The following is a 21,554-nucleotide window of genomic DNA, read 5'->3' as shown; positions in this document are numbered from 1 at the left end:
CGCCTTCGCTTGGGCTACGACCCTCCTCCATTATGTACCATTTCCAAATATTAATTAAAGAACATACGCGGGTAGCATGTAGTGCTTTTAAAGGAGTCTTATCTTAACCTAAGCACTAAGAAAACACATTATTTTCTCAAGACAAATAGACGGCGCGAGATAAAAGAAAATCCCGCTCTTCTCAGATGAAGAGCGGGATTTTTTGTCATTGCAGCAGCTAATGTGCGACTTAGAATCCTTTATTCCTGCTTAGGTTGCCGCTCACGTTCCGCCGTCTCAAGCTGGGTTTCGGCTTTCATAACCGATTTTAGGTCTTCCTGGACTACCCATTTTTTCCCGTAATCGGACCTGTCGCTCATGATAAGGATATTGCGTTCGAAGCCTGGAACATATTTGGCGACGAAAACTTCGCCCTTGGGCGGAATAAGAATGGCATTGCGCAGCGGATAGATACTGGCGGACATGGTATTGAAATTCGCCACCACATCCTGCCCGTCGGAGGTTTTAAGAACTGCTTCGTACTCCAAAACAGGTTGATCATTGTACAGGGAGTTTGTTTTCTCTGCGTAAACCATGATTGCAGTACCCTCCGTTCCAGCGGCGTTAAGAAATAATGAGTTGAGGTAGTGCGTGAAAAAGATGTTGAGAATGGCTGCCAGAAGACCTACAGTCGGCAAGGCAAATACCATTTCCGATGATTACGCCATATCGATAAGAGGATTCCCATGGCAAAGCTGAAGAATAGGATGATCAACAATGACCAGACTGGGTAATGCGTCAGGAATACAAGACGGCAGAGATCATATGCATGCAGGTCACACACTCCCTTTCGTGAGGTTATTGTGGGGGAGCCATTACCTCGTTGATATTCATCCTAGAATATACATATTGAAACTGACAACAATATCCATTACATTTATTCCACACATTCCATACTTTATTGTTTAATAAGTATATTAAAGTGCGACTTGATGGACGTTTAACATTCAGGATTTCAGTTGGAGGTAAATGGATGGCTTTGTTGCTCAAAAATCGGGGCGCTATGCTGCTTCTGATGTTTAATTTATTTCTTGTCTTTACCGGTATCGGGCTAGTTATTCCGGTCATCCCCAAATATATAACCTTATTGGGCGCTAATGGAAGTATTGCCGGCTTGCTTGTCGCCTCGTTTGCCTTGACCCAGCTGGTTTTCTCTCCGCTCGCGGGACGGCTATCCGATTCCTTTGGACGCAAGCGGATGATTGTCGCCGGCATGGTGGTGTTCGCTTTTGCCGAGGTCGTGTTCGGATTAGCCGATTCAACCCTGCTGCTCTTTGTATCCCGGATGATGGGCGGCATTAGCTCAGCGCTGATCATGCCTGCCATTATGGCCTATGCGGCGGATGTCACTGCGGAGGAAGAACGTGCCAAGGGGATGGGCTATATCAATGCGGCTCTGACAACGGGCTTCATCATTGGTCCCGGCATCGGGGGCTATATTGCCGAGTTCGGCCTTCGTGTACCGTTCTATTCCGCCGGGGTTGCCGGTCTGATCGCTGCGGTGCTTACGGCCGTTGTACTGCCGGAATCGCTGCCGTCTCCTGCAAAGGAAGAGGGGAGCAATGGCAAGACAGCGCCTGCTTCGCCGCCGAAAAGGAGCCTGCTCCAGCAGTTGCGTTTCGCTTACCGAGAGCCGTATTTTATCAGCTTGATCATTGTGTTCGTCATGTCGTTTGGACTTGCCAACTACGAAACGATATTCGGTCTGTTCGTGGACCATAAATTCGGCTTCACGCCGAAGGATATCGCCTTCATTTTCACATTCGCCTCCATTGGGGGCGCGGTCGTTCAGTTAACAGCCTTCGGCTGGATCATGAACCGCTTTGGCGAGAAGGTCGTCATTACGGCCTGTCTGCTGGCTGCCGGATTGTTCGTCCTGTTGACGTTATTTGTTCACCAGTACTGGCTTATCTTCGCCGTCACCTTTATCATATTCTTGTCCATCGATATCTTGCGTCCGGCCATTAGCACACAGATGTCTATGGTCGCGCAAGAAGAGCAAGGGTATGTGGCTGGACTTAACTCCTCCTTTACCAGCCTCGGCAATATCATCGGGCCAGCCGCAGCCGGATTGCTATTCGATATGAATGTTAACTTCCCCTATGTGGCGGCCGGAATCATCCTGATCCTGTGCTTCGGGCTTTCGCTGCGTACGGGAAGCAATCGCACACAGCGTGCAGGCGCGTGAATAAATGAGCGGACGAGTGGAGTGACCGACAGGTCAGGGTTCCGGCATCCGCTTTGTTTTTGTTACACGGCAATAGGTCCATTAATTCTTTAGTTGGTTTTCTTTAAACCATGTCAGTGCAAGTTGTTCCATATCCTTTACAAATGTTTTCTTAGCGGGGCTATATTCGCTTGTGTTTTCAAATCTTTGAGCTAATTCTTCTTTAAAATGGCTGTACCTGGCTACTTCTTCAGGATGGCATCTTAAGTAATCTCTAAATATAAGATGCCGTTCAATTTGAGGGTTATCGAATTTATAAAAATGAATGTGATGGGTTCTGTTTTCTCCACCCTTGCGAAATAATCTTCTTCCTGGTAGGCCCCATTCTCCTGCAACGTCATATCCAAGTGTATTCATTCTATCGTTAAATAAATCAACTTTTTCAATGTCATTTACCATACACATCATGTCGATAACAGGCTTAGCTTTTAAGCCAGGAACGGATGTACTGCCAAAGTGTTCAAAGCGTACGATTTCATCTCCAAATATGGTTTGTAGAAATTCAGCTTCATCTTGAAATAGCCTAACCCAATTTTCATTGTAATCAGCTAATCTTACTTTCATAGGCTCCCCCTTACTATTTAAAACTTATAGAGCTATATAATCCATATTACAATAAGTTTTCCTGCGTCCCTCGCTTCGGCAACAAGTATATAGCACATGCTGTTGCAATTCCGGTGACGGATACAAGCGTATACGCTGGCTTGTCTCTGAAGGCTTCACTTTATTTCGGATGGCAAGTGATTTTGACACATCTCTATGCAGTTTGTAGATTGCTTAAGCACAGCTATCGTTTGGGGGTTGGGATTCACGTAGATGATGGGATAGTCGATTTCATCATAATGACTACGAATGGGGAAGGCCAGCTGCTCTGCATCCAGCGAGAATTGGGCGTCTACCCCTGGTTTATTTCCTCGAGCATCCAGACGTATCCATTGATCCATTGTACGGAAATAAACGGCATTTAACGCATGAAGCGCATAACCTGTATCCGGAGTGTTTCCCAATGTCAGTCTCTGGTAACAGAATCCTGTGGGGATGCCGTTACCTCTTAGAAGGGCAGCTAACAATAAAGATTTCGCGTAGCAGATCCCTTCTTTGAACTGGAGAACATCCGACGCTTTATAAGTAATTCGAGAGCTTCGAATATCGCAGGAGTGGGAAATATGATCCCGGACAAACTCGAAGGCAGACCGAACAAAGTCTACTTCATGTGGTGAATGGCTGTACAGTTCATGGGTTTTTTCTCTTATCGAGCTATGCGAATAATCGACTTCGTCAGTCTCTAAAAGATAGTCATTTATGTCGTTAGATTCAGCTAGTAAGTTCATATCATCCGTTCTCCTTAAAGGGTCATTTTTTCCATACTTCGAGATAGATAGTTATTATTATGCATGAATATGAATAATAATTCAAACGTGGGGAAACCGCTCTTGGCATGGAGTCATATTACTTTAGTGTGATATAGAGTGTCTCTCTATTTGATGCATCCTGTCTATGACCCCTTAGAACATATCATTTAAAGTTTAGATCATTTGGATAGAAACAATCGTATTGATCCATCATTCTGACTGCGACTATAATGATAGGCATACAAGGTATTCTTAGAAACTCTGGGCGGGAGGTTTGGAGATGGGTAACGAAATACCGGCTAAAGGACCGTTTGTTCAGTTCGATTTCGAAGTAAGCTTCACACATGGAGGCAGGCTGGAGGGACAGCGCTTCCGTCTGAAAGAGGACGGCTGGGAAGCGGGGGAGTCCCAGCTCGCAGAACTTCTGGTGAGAGAGCTGCAGCTGCAGTCGGTCCGGGAGGTTCGAATCTTCAATACGGAGACTTTGCGGGAGAATGACGCGGAGGTCGAGGATGCAGAGCGCCGCTCATCGGGTATGCCTGCAAGCATCATCGACCTGAGCCATACGATCGCACACGGAATGGAGACATACCCAGGCTTTCCGGCTCCACAGGTTTCGGATTATCTGAGTCACGAAGCATCAAAGGGACGATACGCACCAGGAGTTACGTTCAACATAGGCCGCATTGAGATGGTCGCCAACTCGGGAACGTCGATTGACAGTCCAGCCCACCGGTATGCCGGAGGGGCCGATGTAGCGGGTCTGCCGCTTGAGGTAACGGCGGATCTGGATGGCGTCGTGGTCCGTTTGGCCGGATTCACCGGACGAGCCGTCTTGCGCCAGCATCTCGAGGGATACCGTGTAAGCAACCGGGCGGTTCTGATCGAGACAGGCCGGGGACGGAGCTGGGGCTTGCACGGGTACTTCGAGGAGCATCCCTACCTCACGAAGGATGCGGCGGCCTATCTGCGGGATGAAGGGGCGCTGCTCGTCGCGATCGATAGCCACAACATCGATGACACGAGCGATCCGGACCGCCCCGTGCATACGATTCTGCTGGATGCGGGCATCCCGATCGTGGAGAACCTGACCGGAACGGAACAGCTGCCGGACGAGGGCTTCCGCTTCACGGCTGCCCCGATGAAAATTCAGGGGATGAGCGCTTTTCCGATCCGGGCGTGGGCAAGGATTACCGATGGGGCTGCCTCAGCGAGCCGTCAACATTCATAAGGAACGACCGAAACCCGAGCTTGATCACGGGGGACGGTCGTTTTTTGTTCGCTCGGAGCCTATTAGTCATGAATATCTTTCCCTAGGGAAAAAGATATGTTCATAGACAAAAATTTGGCTTTACAGCAAAATGAATTGGACGTATACTAGGGTACAGATTGAGAATCATTCTCTTTTTTTGGAATAAATATTGCCCTAGGTAAAATCATTTCACCTTGTACAAAATATGTGGAGGGAAGTCAATGAACGATCGGAACAAGCAAGTTTCACGCCGTGGTTTTATTAAGGCGGGGGCAGCAGGGACGGTAGCGCTGCTCGGAGGAGCGCTGTTTAATCCGGGTTCGCTGCTGGGCGGTGTGGCCCATTCGGAATCCAGCGATGCCCACAAGGGCAACCATCAAGGTTCGCAAGGTTCGCCAAAAAGCTCGCACGGCATGCAGCACGGCTATGAGCCGGGTACGGAAGTAACGGAAGGGCTCGTGATGGCCCGGGAGGCTCTGACTAACTTCGACTACGGCAAGGTCAGCCAGTCCGCGGATGGCCGGACGATCCGGGAATATGAGATGACGGCGCTGGAGAAGGAGATCGAAATCATCAAGGGCGTCAAGTTTCCGGGATGGACCTACAACGGCACGATACCCGGACCGACGATCCGCTGCACGGAGGGAGATATCGTCAGGGTCAAATTCATCAATGCGACCGGACACCCGCACTCGATCCATTTCCATGGCATCCATCCAACGAACATGGATGGACTGGAGCAGATTCCTCCCGGAGGGACCTTTACATACGAATTCGAAGCGAAGCCGGCCGGCATGATGGTCTACCACTGCCATGTGCAGCCATTCCGGCATCATCTGCATAAGGGAATGTACGGAAACTTCATCATCGATCCGAAGATACCGCGCAAGCCCGCTCACGAAATGTCCATGGTGATGAACGGGTACGACCTTGATTTCGACGGGGAAAATGAAGTCTATACCGTGAACGGCTATGCCTTCGCTTATATGCAGGAACCGGTTAAGGTCAAGGCCGGTGAACTGGTCCGTATTTATCTAAGTAACTTTCTGGAATTTGACCTCATCAATTCCTTTCATCTGCACGCCAACTTTTTTCATTATTACGCGACTGGAGCCGACCCGGAGGCGCGCCCGTATTTTACAGACACAGTCATGCTGGGCCAGGGTGAACGGGGACTGGTGGAGATCACATTCCCGGCACCGGGGAAATATATGTTTCACGCGCATATTAGCGAATTTACGGAGCTCGGATGGATGGGCTTCTTCGAAGCAGAGTAGAGGGAGGATCGGTCATGAGTCAGGTACAAATGAAAAACGGCACGCCGCTTAACCCGGTCGGAAAAGGAAATGGGCTGCTCTGGGGCGTTCTGCCGGTCGCTCTGCTGATCGCTCTCGTCATCGCGATTATGACGCTCGGCACGGGCATCAACGAGGAGCCGCCGGTACCCATTGAGAAGATGGACATCGAGAAGACGGTCCTGACGGATAACGGAATCACCTTGACGGTGCTGAATTCCGGTCCGGAGGAGCTGACGATCGCTCAGGTCATGATCGACGATGCGTATTGGAACTTCACGATGGAGCCGTCAGCGACGATTCCGCGCATGAGCCGGGCGGTGATGTCGATCCCATATCCATGGGTGGAGGGCGATGCCCATGAGATTCGTATGATTTCCTCCAACAGCGCCATCTTCGATAAAAGCATCGATGTCGCGTTCAAGACGCCGGAGCTGAGCGGAGAGCGGATCGGGAAGTACGCACTGATCGGGCTATATGTAGGGGTGATCCCGGTGGCGCTCGGTCTGATGTGGTTTCCGTTCATCCGGAGGTTCAGCGCCCGGGGACTTCATGCCGTGCTCGCCTTTACCGCAGGGCTGCTGATCTTCCTGGTGGTGGATACGATCGAGGAAGGACTCGAATTCGCGTCGGAGGCGCCATCGGTCTTCCACGGAACGGGACTGGTCTGGTTCGGGGCACTGCTCAGCTTCATGTTCCTTGTCGCGCTGGATCAGGCGGGCAGCCGCAAGGTGAAGCAGAGCGGTCCGGGGGACCCATCGCTGGCTTATAAGCTGGCGGCTGGCATCGGCCTGCATAATTTCGGCGAAGGACTGGCGATCGGGACGGCCTTTGCCGTCGGGGAAGCGGCACTGGGCACATTCTTGATCATCGGATTTACGCTGCACAACATGACCGAGGGAATCGGAATTGCCGCTCCGCTGACCCGGAGCAAGCCGACCTGGAAAACCTTCGTCTGGCTGGCGCTGATCGGTGGCGGACCTGCCATTCTGGGCGTCTGGTCGGGCGGATTGATTCTGGATAAAACGCTGGCTGCTCTATTCTTCGGTATCGGAGCGGGAGCGATTGCCCAGGTTATCTACGTGATCGCCCGTATGATCCTGAAGGAATCATCGGTGCAGTCGTATCCGCTGCTGTCATGGCGGAATTTCGCCGGGGTCGTGCTTGGTCTCGGCGTGATGTATGCGACTTCGCTGTTGGTGTAGCTGTTAGAGAAGAGGGAGCAGTAAGAAGAGCAAGCTATATAATAGAAGGAAAGGATGTGGCGGGAAATGCCTATGAACATCGGAGCAAGCGGCTTTATTCTGATCATCGTGGTCACGCTGCTATTGTTCGGCCCTTCCAAGCTGCCTCAGCTTGGGCGAGCGATTGGCACGACCTTGAGTGAGTTTAAGGCTGGGGCCAGGGCGTTGACCCAGGATGAGGATGCTGGGCGCCGATCGGCTGAGAAGAGTGGGGAAGGCGGGGCGAAGTCGAGCTAGTGCAGTGGACATACGTTTGCTTTCTTTATCGCCATGGGGCTGACGGGTGGCGTTCCCGGCGGGCTGGTCGGGAACGTCGCGCTGACGGAGTGTTGGCGTTGTCACGGTGGAAGGGCGGGAACGATGGGGTCCCGTTACGCACAAGAAAGCTCAGGCTCAGCTCCGGCGGGAGGGGAAATATGAAGACGAGAAGGCGGCGCAAGAAAACAACCGCATGCGCTCTGCTCCTCGCAGTCAGCCTGTTGGCGGCTGGCTGCGGCTCGGCGGGGTCGGACCAAGGCGATGACCATCCGGCACTGCCCGCCGGTGAGGTGGAGAAGCTGTACCAGGCCAACTGCCTCGCCTGCCACGGGCAGGATCTGGCTGGAGGGGTCGGCCCGAACCTGCAGCAGGTCGGGCAGAGGCTCACCGCTGCCCGGATTGCAGAGCAGATCACATCAGGCGGCAAACAGATGCCGGCCTTCAAGAAACGGCTGACGGAAGCGGAGACAGAAGGATTGGCGAAGTGGCTGGCTTCTCAACCTGACGGCTAATATTGGATTACAAGATGTACCTATCGTTATACATAATGATAGACCTGATCTGACTGTTGAAAGTCCCATTTTCCTTGTCTATAGGGAAGGTGGGATTTTTTATATCTTATAACCGACTAAACGTCTGTGTTTTAGCGGTAATCGATTGAGTTTAACTGGATGATACAGACCGAAGTGAGAACGACGATGTCCGAAACAACCACCGCATGCGCTGTTGCAGGGGATTGAAGGAAGCGCTGCTGCTGCCAGGAAACCAACTGTCGATCCGGGAGGTGTACGAAGTTGCCTGCCTATCGCGGCTCGTCATGATCCCCGAGGAAGCGATGCTTCGGGTGGGTGCCGCGCGCAGAATGGTTTTCAAGATGGCCGAGCAGAAAAGAGCCTTTTTCTAAAAATCGGGTGGATAAAATCAAGCTTGCCGAGGCCGTATCTTATGAACCCATAAGGTGGATACACAAGGCTGCGATAAATAAGTTATACTTAAAGCCATGGGAAAAAGGAAGCGCAAGCAAAGTCTCACTTACAGGATCGTTTAAATTAAAAGAATCAAAGGATGAAGACCTGCTATGTATAAAATTTTAGTTATTGAAGACTCTGAAACCATCCGACTGGAATTGGGAGAGCTTTTGTCCAGGTATGGCTACATCGTAGAGGCTCCAAACTCTTTTAACAATATTATGGAATACGTGAATTCGAAGAATCCGGATTTAATCCTTCTAGATATTAACTTGCCTTTTTTTGATGGGTATTATATTTGTAGAGAAATCCGTAAAAAATCACAAGTGCCTATTATCATTGTGACGAGCAGAGATAGCGAAGCTGACGAGCTGATGAGCATGAACCTGGGCGCTGATGATTTTATTACAAAGCCATATCATACACAGATTCTATTGGCAAGAATATTTTCTGTGTTACGAAGGGCATACGATCAGGGTAAAGATGCAGATGTGATCTCCTATAGAGGCTTACAGCTAAATTTGGCTAACGGAAGTATAAGGTTTGAAGAAAAGACATTGGAGCTTACAAAAAATGAGTTGAAAGTATTAGCTTATTTGATAAAAAATAAAGGAAGTATTGTGACACGGGAAGAACTCATGGAATATCTATGGTCCGCGGATTATTTCGCTGATGATAATAGCTTATCCGTCAATATTACAAGACTTAGGAAAAAACTGAATGAAATAGGGACTGGCGAAATGATTGAAACAAGGCGGGGATTGGGGTATATCGTCGAATGAGAAAAATGGAGTATCTCAAAGAAAAACTAGTGTTTCTCCTTATAAATACGGTAGCAGCCTTTGCTCTGGCGTCCTTCCTTTATTTTATGGGTGTTCAGAGCTATTTTATTTTATACACCATATGCGTATGGTTTTTTCCTATTCTATCTCTATTGATTTATGACTATATCCGAAAAAATCATTATTATAAGAATTTGTTGAGCAGCTTATACCAGTTAGACCAGAAATATTTATTAAGTGAAATCATACATGAGCCAGATTTTGTGGACGGTCAGATCCTTCACGAAATCATATCGGCTACAAATCGGGATATGCATGAACATATCAAAGAATACAGGGAGAAGGAGGGGGAGTATAGAGAATATATGGAGGCCTGGGTCCATGAAATTAAGACTCCTATTGCGTCAGGTAAGCTTATTATCGAGAATAATAAAACTGAGATCACGAAAAAAATTGAAGAGGAATTTAATAAAGTTGAAGCACATGTGGAACAGGTTCTATATTATGCACGAAGCACGAATACCAGTGAAGATTACATCATAAAGAAATTTTGTTTAATGGATTCAATTAAAAATGTGGCAAGGAAAAACTCAAAATCCTTTATTTATAGGAAAATTAAGTTAAATTTAGGTGCTTTACATGTTCCTATTTATAATGATGCCAAATGGGTTGAATTTATCATCAATCAAGTCGTAACCAATGCGATTAAATACACGAAGGAAGAAGAGGCGCAAATAAGTCTTTATGCTGAAAAAAATAAAGACAATATCACCTTGATCATCGAAGATAATGGAGTAGGAATTTCAAAAACAGACTTAAATAAAATCTTTAATAAAGGTTTTACGGGAGAAAACGGCAGAATATTTGGAAAGTCTACAGGGATGGGGCTGTATATCTGCCATAAACTTGCTAATAAATTAGGTTTGGGAATTAAAGCCGAGTCAAATAAGGGTGTAGGCACGAAAATAAGTATCATTTTTCCTGTGGGCGATTTCTCAACCATGGAGTAAGATGGATAAATATGAGGTTAGAGTCTGGAAAGCATGCGACATGCATTCACGGGACTCTTTTTTTATTTGAACCGTTTTCTGTCTTTCAAAAATGAAAGATTCATGTCACGCACTTCAATATGAGGTATTGCCCTATGAGTTCATAATAAGCCTATAAAGGATATACTCACAAATGACAAATCATGTAGGAGAGAAGAAAATGGAACCAATCTTAAAGGTGGATCATGTAGAAAAGTATTACGGAAAGAAGGGAACTATAACCAAAGCTATTGATCATATCAGCTTTGAAGTTGAAAAGGGTGATTTTATAGGGGTAATGGGCCCCTCCGGTAGTGGAAAAACAACATTGCTTAATTGTGTTTCCACGATAGACAATGTTTCGACTGGAAGTATTGTCATCAATGGTAAGGATATAACCAGAATGAAAGCTGACGTTCTGGATGCTTTTAGAAGAGAGGAGCTTGGATTTATCTTCCAGGATTTTAATCTTCTAGATACCCTTACTGCTTATGAAAATATAGCCTTGGCTTTAACGATCCAAAAAAGAAGCTTTGTAGAGATCAAAACCTTAGTAGAAACGGTAGCAAAAAAGCTGGAAATCAGGGAAGTTCTAAATAAGTTTCCTTATGAGATGTCCGGGGGACAAAAGCAGAGAGTGGCCGCGGCTAGGGCGATCATAACGGAACCCTCGTTAATCTTAGCAGATGAACCGACCGGTGCTTTGGATTCAAAATCGGCTAGGATGCTCCTGGAATCCTTCGAAAAGTTAAATAAAGAAATGAAGGCTACGATTTTAATGGTGACCCATGATGCCTTTACAGCGAGTTATGCCGAAAGAATCCTATTTATTAAAGATGGCAAGATTTTTAATGAGTTGGTGAGAGGAGAAAACTCAAGAAAGGAGTTTTTCAATCGAATTATGGAAGTCGTAACCTTGCTTGGAGGTGACGTGAACCGTGTATTATAGCTTATCTCTAAGAAATGTTAAAAGAAGCTTCAGAGATTATGCCATATATTTTCTAACATTGACTTTTGCGGTGTGTATCTTTTACTCCTTTAACTCATTGGATGCACAAAAGGTCATGTTAGATATCAATCAGTCGAAAAAAGAAATCGTTGATTTAATAACAAAATTCATTGGTTTCATTTCTATTTTCGTAGCCATGATTCTTGGATTTTTAATCATCTATGCCAATCATTTTTTAATTAGGAGAAGAAAAAAAGAGTTAGGCATTTATAGGACGCTAGGGATGGGTAAAAATGGAATATCCCGTATTTTATTTACAGAGATCTTGATCATAGGTACCCTTTCTCTTGGTGCAGGCCTATTGTTAGGATTGTTTTTTTCGCAGGGATTATCCTTGTTTACAGCAACCATGTTTGAAGTCGATACGATGAAATATCGATTTATCTTTTCACAAAGTGCCTTGCTAAAGACGGTTGGCTGTTTTGGTATCATTTTTATATGTGTCATGTTATTCAACTATGTCTCCATATCCAAATATAAATTGATCGATTTACTCTATGCTTCCCGCAAAAACGAAAGTATAAAAATGACAAATAAAAAGCTCTCCACCCTCCTTTTTTTCTTATCCATCATGGTGTTGATAACAGCATATATCCTGATTTTGCGAAATGGCATACTTGAAATCAATGAATATTTCTATGGTTCGATGCTGCTCGGAGCTGTTGGAACGTTTTTGTTCTTTAAATCCTTAGCTGGATTCGCCATGCAAGTCGTCCAGTCGAGCGGTAAAGTCTATTTTAAAAATCTGATTATGTTTATAGCCAGGCAAATCAACAGTAAGATCAATACAAACTTTATGACCATGGCTTTCATATGTCTGATGTTATTTATAACCATTGGGATCTTATCGTCAGGATTAGGTATCAATAAGGGGATATCCAAGGGACTAGCATTTAAGACACCTTATGATGCGACTATACGGTATTTGGGTGAATCGGGGAATATGACCGAGCAGCTTCAAAACCATGATATCAGGCTCAAAGATTGGGCAGCCGATTATGTCGAGTACAAGGAATACGATACGGCCCTTCCTTATGATCAATTATTGGATACTCAGGATCTTGCAAATTTAAAACAAAAGACAACGTACAACATGAAATTCGGAGCAAGGAACCTTAAGGCGATAAGACTGACGGATTACAACAAGCTCATGGCGCTCCAGGGAAAAGATACGGTTGATCTGGGAACCAATCAATATGTGCTGACTTTTAATCAGGATGATATGGCCGCTGCATACAGCAACTTTATTAAGGACAAACGTATCATCAAGCTGGGGAGTACAGAGTTCACACCCCGATATAATCATGGCATCTATGTAAACATAGAAGTAGATTATGAATCCAGGAATTACGGAACAATTGTGCTTCAGGATCATGTTGTCGAAAGCCTAGAACCGATACCACGTTCAAGCCGCTTATCTATTCAATACAAGCATAACCATAATGAAGAGGCTGCTAATCTAGTAAAGGGTTTATTAGAGAAGGGACCCAAAGATCAAGATGGGTATAATTTATTCCACCAAATTAGCAAAGCAGAGGTCTATGCTTCCGGGCAAGGACTGGCCATGACTTTCTCCTTTTTGGGCATTTACTTAGGCCTTGTATTCCTGATAGCCAGTGCAGCGATTTTAGCGCTTCAGCAGTTATCGGAATGTGCGGATAGTATGGAAAGATATAAGCTTTTGCGAAAAATAGGGGCGGAAGAGAAGATGATCAACAAGTCGATCTTTATCCAAATTGGGATCTACTTTTTTACGCCGTTAAGTTTGGCTGTACTCCATTCTGTGGTGGGATTGAAGCTAGCCAAGGATGTTGTTGAGCGATTCGGAACCGTTAGTATGGCAAGCCATATCGTATTTGCTGCGATTTTTATATGCATCGTCTACGGAGGGTATTTTCTGGCCACGTATATCGGAGCTAGAAGTATGATAAAGAGCAGTAACTAATTTCATCTTAAGACTCCTAGGGGACGTTAAAATGATAAAATTAAACGCATTTCAATTAAAAATCATTGCGCTTCTCGTGATGTTGATGGATCATCTATATTTTTCTTTTCCAGAGGTATTTCCTGTATGGTTTCATCCTTTATCACGATTCGTAGCACCGATGTTTGCATTTTTGATGGTTGAAGGATTATTCCATACTAGAAACAAACTCAACTATAATCTTAGATTATTAGGTTTTGCGGTCTTTATGCAAATAGGAAATTTGATTATAAATGGTTTGTTCGCTTCGGAGCAGGTTAGAATATATAACAATATATTTATGACATTGGCAGTAGGGCTTATCATCATCAGCTTGTTTGAACAGAGTAAGAAGAGGGCCGGCATAAGCAGAATAGGATTCATAGCTGGAGCTTTGTTGCTTATTCCTGTGGGGTTGTTTTTCACAGAGGGAGGAATGGTTCAGATCCCCTTTATACTCATAACCTACTTTTTCAGAAGAAGTATGAGCAAGAAAATGATAGGATATGCCTTGCTATCCGTTGGATTATTTTTGATATCCTATGTGCCATATGAAACCGTATCTGAGACCATACAGATGCTCATGATTAACTCAGATTTCTTATTCATAACAGTCATTCCATTCATACTTTTATATCGTGGAGAAAGAGGGTTAAGCAACCATTTTTCTAAGTATTTATTCTACGTCTTTTATCCTTTGCACTTGTGGATATTAAAAACAGTGGAATTTATGTGGAGGCAGGTATGAACCAGATGAACTTTTAAAGTCTGCGCCATTAAGAAACAGGTATGTAAACGGCGATCGTTTTTCGGTATTTCACCGGGAAACGGTCGCCAAATTTTTTCTGAAAACGTCCGCTGTTGTAGAAAGCGATGTATTAAGTTTATTGGTAGCTGAAGGAAGTGCGCATATAGGAGGAGCGCCGTACGGACTTGAAAACAGCAGTTTCTGAAGTTACTCAATTCCGTAAGCAATATGATGAGGATGGCAGTGCACGCTGCCACATATGATCACGTTGGAGTATCTTTCGCTTTGCTTAAAACTTTGTCCCGGTACTTCTGGAATCGCTCCCATGATTCCTGTGCTTGATCAGATTGCATAAAATCAATATAGGCACAGTCAGATGTATCGAGCGCATATGCACCCAACGTTTCACAAACCAATTGGATGGTATCCATCACAGTTCCTCCGCCCCTGATATGCAGCATAATGGAGTCCACAATTTCCTCGTTTCCTGTGTTGAATTCGATCGAGTAACCTTCATCATTCAAGATTCCCCACGCTTCATCCCCATAATCCAAATTAGGCATACATTGTGTCAATTTTTTAATGATTCCGTCCCGTTTGCCGAGAGGAGCAATATCAGGTTGACTCTCCCCTGATGTGTCGAAATCATATTTCTCCTTCATGATGAGAACATCCCAGCTCATTAGCGTTCACTCCTGCTTTTCCAATATGACTCAGTGTATCACCGGGTTCCGATTATTGTCCAATACTTCCCACGGTGTGATATGATGAGGAATAGGTAATTTTTTGAATATAATGTTATGAAAGAGATATTCATCAAATTCGTAAACAAAACGGTAGATGCAATCGGGGTAAAGGCGTAATAAAAGTTAAATATGTACTGAAATTAAATAAATCTAGGGAGTTTTCACAAATATGAAGCAGGTTCATAAAATGAGTTGGATCATTCTTTCTTTTCACAGAAAAAATGAAATTTATAGTGACCTATTATAAATGATCATGGAGGTTTTTGTATGAAAACAAAAAGAATGGGTAGAATTTCTGCTGCTGTTTTAAGTTTTTCATTACTGCTTTCTGGTTCAGCTTTTGCTGAAGAACAGTCAACTCCTAATACACCAGTTATTTCTGAGAAAAAATTACCCCTTAACGTTTACTTTTCAGAAATTACACCTAGTCAGTTTGAAACTATTCATGCACTAACAACCTTCTGGAATAAGGCTGGAGTGTATATGTCCAAAAATACTAATGGTAATCAAGGCGTTGTTTGTGGAGAGTTCACTGCTGATTCTACTGATGCAGTTTTCCTTCTTCATACATTGAATGGTGGAACTACCTATAATGTTTCATTAAAATATGATAATGGTACTTTGGTTTCTGGTCATTCAACACTTCAAGTAGGCAGTGGCGGAGTTTTTACTAATTTGACTATAGGGACAAAATATAAATTTGCTGTTAGTTCTAACGATGTGTCGTCAACTGGTGGAAATGCAACGTTTACTGTTAAATCAGTTAACACTTTAGACAAAGGCTATCAGTTAGTGAATGGCGATGTTTATGACAAACATGGAAATCTATTGATAGATATGGAAAATGGATTCACACCGGATGGCTACACATTATCACCCGATTTCAGTGTAGTTTATGGTGATTATACAACTGAAGGCACAGTTTCTTTAAGAGCCATTGATATTTTTAACGGTACGATAAGCGTACCTCAGAACACAGATGGTACTCAGAGTGTTAAACTTGGTTCGGACTTTTCATTTACAAGTAGTGAGCCTGATTTCTACGTAGAATATGCATCAGGTACAGTTGCTGGTGTTAACTTCGGCTTAAACAATATGACAACCGGACAAGCTGTTAAATGGTTTTCAAATGTTCAAGCTGATAAATTTAATACATTTACAGGGGCTTATAACTCTTCAAGACCTGGTGATAAATTTAACGTAAAGGCTAGTGGACAGGGGGGATCTGGCAACGTTTCTGTAACTGTGAAAATATTACAGTGAAGCATATCTTAATCCCACAGCAAGATTGTGAAGTCACGTTTCACTGCTATCGACTAGAAGAATCACCTCCTTTTCTGCGGCCCCTAATAGGACAGTGGAACGGAGATAATGTCATGCTACGATAGACTTACAGCAAAGGAATACGACAATCGGACCCATAGAGGTGTCACATGAAGACTATCCATAACCCGTGGTTGAAGCTCAGAGAAGGAATCGACCAAGAAGACTATGACTTGATTAACAGGCTCCAAGAACGGTGCATCCGCGAAGATCAGACGACGCTGAAGCTCGAGTTGGACTACAAGCTTGGCGTATATTCAGGGAAAGACTGTGCGGGGATCCGCCAAATCAATGAATTCATGTACTTCGATGGACATGAGTTGATTGGTTATATGGGGATTTGTGAATTCGGCGGCGCGGGCACACCGCTCGAAGTGAATGGCATGGTGAATCCAGCATACAGGCGCCAAGGCGTGTTTGGGACATTAAGTAGGCTGGTTATGGCAGAGTGGAGGCGCAGATCTCCCGACAGTATGCTTCTCTTAAGCGATCGGAAGTCAGAAGCCGGGCAAGCGTTCATTCAAGGAACCGGAGCAAGGTACCATCATTCGGAGCATGAGATGTATCTTCGGGTGAATCGACCGGAGATACACAATGACTTAGAGAGCCTTATATTTCGAAAGGCGACAAATTCCGACGCGTGGGAGATTCACAGGCAGAATGCAATATACTTTGGTGATAAGCTGGGGGAAGAGGAGACAAGCGGTCTAATGGAAGGGATGATCCTGCCTGAGGAGGAAGAAAAGAGGGGCATGACCATCTATCTTGCAGAAGTTGACCAACAGGTCATCGGGAAAGTCCATATCCAGCTGTCCCCCGGCATCGGGGGCATCTATGGTCTGGGCGTTCTGCCCGAGTATCGTGGCAAGGGATATGGACGAGCAACTCTCTTGGAAGCGATAGATAAGCTGAAGGAAGCGAACGCAGGGGACATTATGCTGCAAGTGGCCGTGGAGAACGCCCATGCACTTCGGCTCTATCAATCCTGCGGTTTCGTGGAAACCTCGACGATGGATTATTATGAGCTAAAATAACCCTCCCATATGAAAAGCAACAGGCCGTCCCACAATGGATGGCCTGTTTTTCTTAAAATAGCTTACCGTTACAGACAGCACGGTGAACCTTATGGTAAGTAACGGCATGTTTTTGATCTTACGCTTCAGAAGCTATATGGCTGAGTAGCACCGTTGCGTAGAAGTCTTACTGAATGAGCTGAGGCTTTGCCCTGTCAGTTCTGCAATCTGCATGTTTTGCTTTGCTATTTTCGATTTGCATGTACCTAAAAAGGCAGGATCGGGAGTACCCTTATGTTGAATAATCCAAATCCGGCTGCAATTTGGTCCGCAGAACATACAGCATGATGGCACCAACAAGAAAAGCGACAGCATCCGCGATGACGAGCGACCAGACCACTCCGTGGAAGCCGTTCATTCGGTTGGCAATATACAACACAGGAATCAAAGTAATTCCTTGAATCACTGACATAATCAACGCGGCGGTTCCTTGCGCTGTTGCTTGGAAGATCCCCGTAAACAACGTGGTCATTCCTGTAATGAACAAGGATAAGAACGTCACATGTAGAATGTAGCTCCCCATTTCAATTAATTGCGGGTCATTCGTAAATAAACCAATTAAGTGATCGGAAATCAGATAGACGATGATGCCGAAGACGACTGCTAACGCCACAATCACTTTGATCGTAAATCCAATGGTCTGCTTCATGCGTAATTTATTCGCTGTAAAAGAGAAGGCAATCAACGGAACGACTCCCTCGCATAATCCCATCAGAATAAACTCAGGAAATTGCAATAAACGTGATGAAATTCCGTGAGCCGCTACGGCCCGATCTCCATATTCGACAAGAAAATGGTTGAAGATAAGCGACATAGCACCAAGGAAGACACTCATAACAAAGACGGGAACTCCGATTTTGAATACATGGCTCAGAATGTCCATTGTAGCCTTGAACCATTTTACGGAGATCGTTAAGAATTCGCTCTTATATCCGATATGGAAGGCGTAGAACACACTCGCAACCAGGTTAGAAATGACCGTAGCAGACGCAACGCCGATCACGCCCCAATGGAAGACGAAGATAACGAGCGCATCGAGCATAGTATTCACGACAACACTGAGAATCATGCCGATCATCGACGTGATGGCTGCACCCTCGGAGCGCAAGATATTCTCTAGCGTAAGGAATAATACGATGAATGGTGAGCCAATAATCATAATCGTGACATAGTCCTTCGTGAATCCGAAGGAGTCAGGCGTTGCCAACAGGCCATGAACGATTGGATCGATCAACGGGAGCCCGACAGCCATTACGATCATGCAGAGAACTAGACTGCTGTAAAAGGCGAATGAAGACACATGCTTGACATCGTCATATTTTTTCTCTCCCAGCAAACGGGAAATGAATGTACCGCTACCCACGCCGATCAAATTGCCTAGCGCCATAATGATCGCGAATAACGGCAAGGTTAGTGCGAGTGCGGTTAACATGGCCGTATTGCCCAGTGTACCAAGGAAATAGGCATTCAAGATGGAATATATCACACCCATTGACGTGCCTAGCATCATCGGTACAGCGAAGTGAGCTACGGCTTTTGCGATCGATGCTTTCTCAAAGTAATGGAGGTTTTCTGCATCCATGTGTGTCACTACTTTCTTCATTTATTTGGGTGTATAATTGACTAACACTGTAAGATTGAACCTTACAGTGTAAGATGATATCATTAACTTATGCATCTGTAAAGTAAAAACTAACACTGTAAGATAGAAGGGCGGATACCGATGAAAAAGCAGCAGCCTCAGATTTCGGAGGAGAAGATTTTGGAGACCTCGTGGGAGCTTCTGAGGGAGGATGGCATCGAGAAGTTCAGCATGAGACGATTGGCCGACCGGCTGGGGATTCAGGCTCCCTCTCTGTACTGGTACTTCAAAAGCAAGCAGAATCTCTATCAGCGTCTGGCCAACCAGATATCGAAAATGATCTTGGAGGAGTTCCACTCCGAGGGGGATTGGAAGGAGCAGCTGACGGGGTTTGCGGTAACGGTACGGAGTGTGCTCAGCCGGTATCCCTGCTCCACACAGCTCATGATGATGACGCTGCCCCACGAACCGGACATCATCCGCTTCACCAACCGTATGCTGCTCTGTGTGGAATCGACGCCGCTTGAACAAGAGCAGAAAATGCAAGTGGTTACTACGCTTGTGAACTATGTCTTCCACTTCGTCCTAGACAATTATCAGCATGAGCGTATTGTCTCCGCAATCCTTAAGGAGGAGGAAGAAATTCCGGGTGAGGAGATGATTCGCCTTCTGGACTCCATGAGCGAGACGGAAGCAGGATTGTTCAAGAGGATGTTCACGAACGGGCTGTTCGAACTGATGGGGACCGACGGAGCGTTTGAGTTCGGATTGAGGCTGATTCTGTTGGGGATTGAGCAAGTGATCAAGGAGCAGGAGAAGTAGAATGTAAAAACCGTTCATCCGGACAAAACCCATCTATCCATATCCCAATTCCCAATGGATCGAGGATCGATGTTGGGTACAAGTGACATTCGACTCTCTTTATTTTAATTTTTTCATCTCCATCTGGAGTTACGCGGCCAGAACCTTTATAATATGACGAGAATATCTTTGATAAAGGAATTGGTGCAAAGTCATGAGTATACTTAATGTAGAACGGCTGAGTCACGGGTTCGGGGACCGCGCGATTTTCAGCGATGTATCCTTCCGCTTGCTGAAGGGCGAGCATATTGGCCTGATTGGGGCCAACGGGGAAGGTAAATCCACCTTCATGAATATTATCACCGGCAAGCTTCAGCCGGACGACGGTAAAGTCGAATGGGCCAGACGCGTGCGGGTTGGCTATCTGGACCAGCATGCCGTGCTGACTAAGGGCCAGTCGATTCGCGATGTTTTGCGCGGAGCGTTCCAATATTTATTCGATATGGAACAAGAGATGAACGACATGTACGGCAGAATGGGCGAGGTCTCCCCGGAGGAGCTGGAGCAGCTGCTGGAGGATGTCGGAACGATCCAGGATACGTTAACGAATCAGGATTTTTATATGATCGATGCCAAGGTGGATGAAACAGCCCGTGGACTGGGACTTACAGACATCGGGTTGGATAAGGACGTCCATGATCTCAGCGGCGGTCAGCGGACCAAGGTACTGCTCGCTAAGCTGTTGCTGGAGAAGCCGGACATCCTGCTGCTTGACGAGCCTACGAACTATCTCGACGAGCAGCACATCGTATGGCTGCAGCGCTATTTGCAAGAATACGAGAATGCGTTCATTCTAATTTCCCATGACATTCCGTTCTTGAACAGCGTGATCAACTTGATCTACCATATGGAGAATCAGGCGCTGTCGCGTTATGTGGGGGATTATGATTATTTCCAGCAGGTCTATGAGGCGAAGAAGCAACAGCTTGAATCTGCCTTTAAGCGGCAGCAGCAGGAAATTGCCGACTTGAAGGACTTCGTTGCACGGAACAAGGCCAGCGTGGCTACACGGAATATGGCGATGTCCCGCCAGAAGAAGCTGGATAAAATGGATGTTATCGAGCTGGCTAAGGAGAAGCCTAAGCCGCAATTCAACTTCAAGACGGGTCGTACGTCCGGCAAGGTGATTTTTGAAACCAAGGATCTCGTGATCGGTTACGATTCGCCGCTGTCGAGACCTCTGAATCTGAGCATGGAGCGGGGGCAAAAAATTGCGCTCGTGGGTGCGAACGGAATCGGTAAGACGACGCTGCTGCGCAGCATTCTCGGCCAAATTCCGGCCGTTGCAGGTTCGGCCAAGCTCGGCGATCTGCTGGAAATTGGCTATTTCGAGCAAGAAATCAAAGATGCGAATTACAACACCTGCATTGAAGAGGTCTGGAAAGAGTTCCCGTCCTTCACCCAGTTTGAAATTCGGGCGGCTCTGGCCAGATGTGGCCTGACCACCAAGCATATCGAAAGCAAGGTCGCGGTCTTAAGCGGCGGTGAGAAAGCGAAGGTGCGCTTGTGCAAGCTCATCAATCGTGAGACGAACCTGCTGGTGCTCGATGAGCCGACCAACCACCTTGACGTCGATGCCAAGGATGAGCTCAAGCGTGCGCTTAAAGAATATAAGGGCAGTATTCTGCTGATTTCCCATGAACCCGAATTTTACCGCGATGTCGTGACGGATACCTGGAACTGCGAATCGTGGACGACAAAAGTATTTTAAACATGCAACAAGGGCTGTCTCATAGAGGCAGCCTCTGCCTGCAGACAATGCTCCTTTTGGAGCAGGGTCTACAGGCTTTTTTATTGGCAGAAG

The 21,554-nt window shown here is 45.8% G+C and carries 21 protein-coding genes; 16 read left to right on the top strand and 5 right to left on the bottom strand.

Annotation, left to right across the window (positions count from 1 at the left end):
* Positions 1-239: 239 nt before the first annotated feature.
* Positions 240-689 (bottom strand): hypothetical protein, encoded by a 450-nt coding sequence (locus tag WMW72_RS28770; RefSeq protein ID WP_341419035.1) that lies wholly within the window; start codon positions 687-689, stop codon positions 240-242.
* Positions 690-1,012: 323 nt separating this feature from the next.
* On the opposite strand from WMW72_RS28770, the gene WMW72_RS28765 reads away from it, so the two are divergent.
* Positions 1,013-2,227, top strand: a complete 1,215-nt coding sequence (locus tag WMW72_RS28765) for an MFS transporter (protein WP_341419034.1) — start codon at positions 1,013-1,015, stop codon at positions 2,225-2,227.
* A gap of 81 nt (positions 2,228-2,308) precedes the next feature.
* On the opposite strand, the gene WMW72_RS28760 is transcribed toward WMW72_RS28765, so the two are convergent.
* The gene (locus tag WMW72_RS28760) at positions 2,309-2,830 is read right to left on the bottom strand and encodes a GrpB family protein (protein WP_341419033.1); all 522 of its coding nucleotides are present in this window, start codon (positions 2,828-2,830) and stop codon (positions 2,309-2,311) included.
* A 155-nt stretch (positions 2,831-2,985) separates the two neighbouring features.
* Positions 2,986-3,597: a transglutaminase-like domain-containing protein gene (locus WMW72_RS28755; RefSeq protein ID WP_341419032.1), complete on the bottom strand. Its 612-nt coding sequence runs from the start codon at positions 3,595-3,597 to the stop codon at positions 2,986-2,988.
* A gap of 301 nt (positions 3,598-3,898) precedes the next feature.
* Here WMW72_RS28755 and WMW72_RS28750 point away from each other — a divergent pair, with 301 nt between their 5' ends.
* The 11 genes from WMW72_RS28750 to WMW72_RS28700 all read left to right on the top strand — a co-directional run bounded on the left by WMW72_RS28750 (position 3,899) and on the right by WMW72_RS28700 (position 14,165).
* Positions 3,899-4,849 carry a cyclase family protein gene (locus tag WMW72_RS28750; RefSeq protein ID WP_341419031.1) on the top strand — a complete coding sequence of 317 codons (951 nt, stop codon included), beginning with the start codon at positions 3,899-3,901 and terminating at the stop codon, positions 4,847-4,849.
* A gap of 242 nt (positions 4,850-5,091) precedes the next feature.
* A complete protein-coding gene (locus tag WMW72_RS28745; RefSeq protein ID WP_341419030.1) occupies positions 5,092-6,147 on the top strand; it encodes a multicopper oxidase domain-containing protein in 1,056 nt (351 codons plus the stop codon).
* 14 nt (positions 6,148-6,161) lie between these two features.
* Positions 6,162-7,370 carry a ZIP family metal transporter gene (locus WMW72_RS28740; protein ID WP_341419029.1) on the top strand — a complete coding sequence of 403 codons (1,209 nt, stop codon included), beginning with the start codon at positions 6,162-6,164 and terminating at the stop codon, positions 7,368-7,370.
* Positions 7,371-7,442: 72 nt separating this feature from the next.
* The gene (locus WMW72_RS28735) at positions 7,443-7,646 is read left to right on the top strand and encodes a twin-arginine translocase TatA/TatE family subunit (protein ID WP_341419028.1); all 204 of its coding nucleotides are present in this window, start codon (positions 7,443-7,445) and stop codon (positions 7,644-7,646) included.
* Between the two features lie 179 nt (positions 7,647-7,825).
* On the top strand, positions 7,826-8,179 hold the full coding sequence (locus tag WMW72_RS28730; RefSeq protein ID WP_341419027.1) for a c-type cytochrome: 354 nt from the start codon (positions 7,826-7,828) through the stop codon (positions 8,177-8,179).
* 224 nt (positions 8,180-8,403) lie between these two features.
* A complete protein-coding gene (locus tag WMW72_RS28725; protein WP_341419026.1) occupies positions 8,404-8,571 on the top strand; it encodes a hypothetical protein in 168 nt (55 codons plus the stop codon).
* Positions 8,572-8,745: 174 nt separating this feature from the next.
* Positions 8,746-9,417, top strand: a complete 672-nt coding sequence (locus WMW72_RS28720; protein WP_341419025.1) for a response regulator transcription factor — start codon at positions 8,746-8,748, stop codon at positions 9,415-9,417.
* Positions 9,414-10,427, top strand: coding sequence for a sensor histidine kinase (locus WMW72_RS28715; RefSeq protein WP_341419024.1), 1,014 nt, complete (start codon positions 9,414-9,416; stop codon positions 10,425-10,427). Before WMW72_RS28720 ends, WMW72_RS28715 begins: the two co-directional genes overlap by 4 nt.
* Before the next feature lie 199 nt (positions 10,428-10,626).
* A complete protein-coding gene (locus WMW72_RS28710; protein WP_341419023.1) occupies positions 10,627-11,394 on the top strand; it encodes an ABC transporter ATP-binding protein in 768 nt (255 codons plus the stop codon).
* A 115-nt stretch (positions 11,395-11,509) separates the two neighbouring features.
* The gene (locus tag WMW72_RS28705) at positions 11,510-13,399 is read left to right on the top strand and encodes an FtsX-like permease family protein (protein ID WP_341419022.1); all 1,890 of its coding nucleotides are present in this window, start codon (positions 11,510-11,512) and stop codon (positions 13,397-13,399) included.
* A gap of 31 nt (positions 13,400-13,430) precedes the next feature.
* Entirely contained in the window at positions 13,431-14,165 is a 735-nt protein-coding gene (locus WMW72_RS28700) for a TraX family protein (protein ID WP_341419021.1), read from the top strand.
* Positions 14,166-14,428: 263 nt separating this feature from the next.
* Here WMW72_RS28700 and WMW72_RS28695 read toward each other — a convergent pair whose 3' ends face one another.
* Positions 14,429-14,848, bottom strand: coding sequence for a hypothetical protein (locus WMW72_RS28695; protein ID WP_341419020.1), 420 nt, complete (start codon positions 14,846-14,848; stop codon positions 14,429-14,431).
* 330 nt (positions 14,849-15,178) lie between these two features.
* Between WMW72_RS28695 and WMW72_RS28690 the strand changes: the two genes are divergently transcribed.
* Positions 15,179-16,174 (top strand): hypothetical protein, encoded by a 996-nt coding sequence (locus WMW72_RS28690; protein WP_341419019.1) that lies wholly within the window; start codon positions 15,179-15,181, stop codon positions 16,172-16,174.
* Between the two features lie 170 nt (positions 16,175-16,344).
* Positions 16,345-17,268, top strand: a complete 924-nt coding sequence (locus WMW72_RS28685; RefSeq protein ID WP_341419018.1) for a GNAT family N-acetyltransferase — start codon at positions 16,345-16,347, stop codon at positions 17,266-17,268.
* A 271-nt stretch (positions 17,269-17,539) separates the two neighbouring features.
* On the opposite strand, the gene WMW72_RS28680 is transcribed toward WMW72_RS28685, so the two are convergent.
* Positions 17,540-18,889 (bottom strand): MATE family efflux transporter, encoded by a 1,350-nt coding sequence (locus WMW72_RS28680; protein WP_341419042.1) that lies wholly within the window; start codon positions 18,887-18,889, stop codon positions 17,540-17,542.
* Between the two features lie 141 nt (positions 18,890-19,030).
* Between WMW72_RS28680 and WMW72_RS28675 the strand changes: the two genes are divergently transcribed.
* Together WMW72_RS28675 and WMW72_RS28670 are read left to right on the top strand one after the other, a co-directional pair.
* Entirely contained in the window at positions 19,031-19,711 is a 681-nt protein-coding gene (locus tag WMW72_RS28675) for a TetR/AcrR family transcriptional regulator (RefSeq protein ID WP_341419017.1), read from the top strand.
* 193 nt (positions 19,712-19,904) lie between these two features.
* Positions 19,905-21,461, top strand: coding sequence for an ABC-F family ATP-binding cassette domain-containing protein (locus tag WMW72_RS28670; RefSeq protein ID WP_341419016.1), 1,557 nt, complete (start codon positions 19,905-19,907; stop codon positions 21,459-21,461).
* Positions 21,462-21,554 lie beyond the last annotated feature (93 nt).

The sequence above is a fragment of the Paenibacillus filicis genome (assembly GCF_038070315.1).
Lineage (GTDB): Bacteria > Bacillota > Bacilli > Paenibacillales > NBRC-103111 > Paenibacillus_G > Paenibacillus_G filicis.
This window is presented reverse-complemented; position numbering and strand designations above follow the sequence as displayed.

Bases quoted from the DNA above. Each gene is read 5' to 3' on its own strand.
- WMW72_RS28770 (WP_341419035.1), bottom strand. From the start codon at position 689: ATGGTATTTGCCTTGCCGACTGTAGGTCTTCTGGCAGCCATTCTCAAC.
- WMW72_RS28765 (WP_341419034.1), top strand. From the start codon at position 1,013: ATGGCTTTGTTGCTCAAAAATCGGGGCGCTATGCTGCTTCTGATGTTT.
- WMW72_RS28760 (WP_341419033.1), bottom strand. From the start codon at position 2,830: ATGAAAGTAAGATTAGCTGATTACAATGAAAATTGGGTTAGGCTATTT.
- WMW72_RS28755 (WP_341419032.1), bottom strand. From the start codon at position 3,597: ATGAACTTACTAGCTGAATCTAACGACATAAATGACTATCTTTTAGAG.
- WMW72_RS28750 (WP_341419031.1), top strand. From the start codon at position 3,899: ATGGGTAACGAAATACCGGCTAAAGGACCGTTTGTTCAGTTCGATTTC.
- WMW72_RS28745 (WP_341419030.1), top strand. From the start codon at position 5,092: ATGAACGATCGGAACAAGCAAGTTTCACGCCGTGGTTTTATTAAGGCG.
- WMW72_RS28740 (WP_341419029.1), top strand. From the start codon at position 6,162: ATGAGTCAGGTACAAATGAAAAACGGCACGCCGCTTAACCCGGTCGGA.
- WMW72_RS28735 (WP_341419028.1), top strand. From the start codon at position 7,443: ATGAACATCGGAGCAAGCGGCTTTATTCTGATCATCGTGGTCACGCTG.
- WMW72_RS28730 (WP_341419027.1), top strand. From the start codon at position 7,826: ATGAAGACGAGAAGGCGGCGCAAGAAAACAACCGCATGCGCTCTGCTC.
- WMW72_RS28720 (WP_341419025.1), top strand. From the start codon at position 8,746: ATGTATAAAATTTTAGTTATTGAAGACTCTGAAACCATCCGACTGGAA.
- WMW72_RS28715 (WP_341419024.1), top strand. From the start codon at position 9,414: ATGAGAAAAATGGAGTATCTCAAAGAAAAACTAGTGTTTCTCCTTATA.
- WMW72_RS28710 (WP_341419023.1), top strand. From the start codon at position 10,627: ATGGAACCAATCTTAAAGGTGGATCATGTAGAAAAGTATTACGGAAAG.
- WMW72_RS28705 (WP_341419022.1), top strand. From the start codon at position 11,510: ATGTTAGATATCAATCAGTCGAAAAAAGAAATCGTTGATTTAATAACA.
- WMW72_RS28700 (WP_341419021.1), top strand. From the start codon at position 13,431: ATGATAAAATTAAACGCATTTCAATTAAAAATCATTGCGCTTCTCGTG.
- WMW72_RS28695 (WP_341419020.1), bottom strand. From the start codon at position 14,848: ATGAGCTGGGATGTTCTCATCATGAAGGAGAAATATGATTTCGACACA.
- WMW72_RS28690 (WP_341419019.1), top strand. From the start codon at position 15,179: ATGAAAACAAAAAGAATGGGTAGAATTTCTGCTGCTGTTTTAAGTTTT.
- WMW72_RS28685 (WP_341419018.1), top strand. From the start codon at position 16,345: ATGAAGACTATCCATAACCCGTGGTTGAAGCTCAGAGAAGGAATCGAC.
- WMW72_RS28680 (WP_341419042.1), bottom strand. From the start codon at position 18,889: ATGGATGCAGAAAACCTCCATTACTTTGAGAAAGCATCGATCGCAAAA.
- WMW72_RS28675 (WP_341419017.1), top strand. From the start codon at position 19,031: ATGAAAAAGCAGCAGCCTCAGATTTCGGAGGAGAAGATTTTGGAGACC.
- WMW72_RS28670 (WP_341419016.1), top strand. From the start codon at position 19,905: ATGAGTATACTTAATGTAGAACGGCTGAGTCACGGGTTCGGGGACCGC.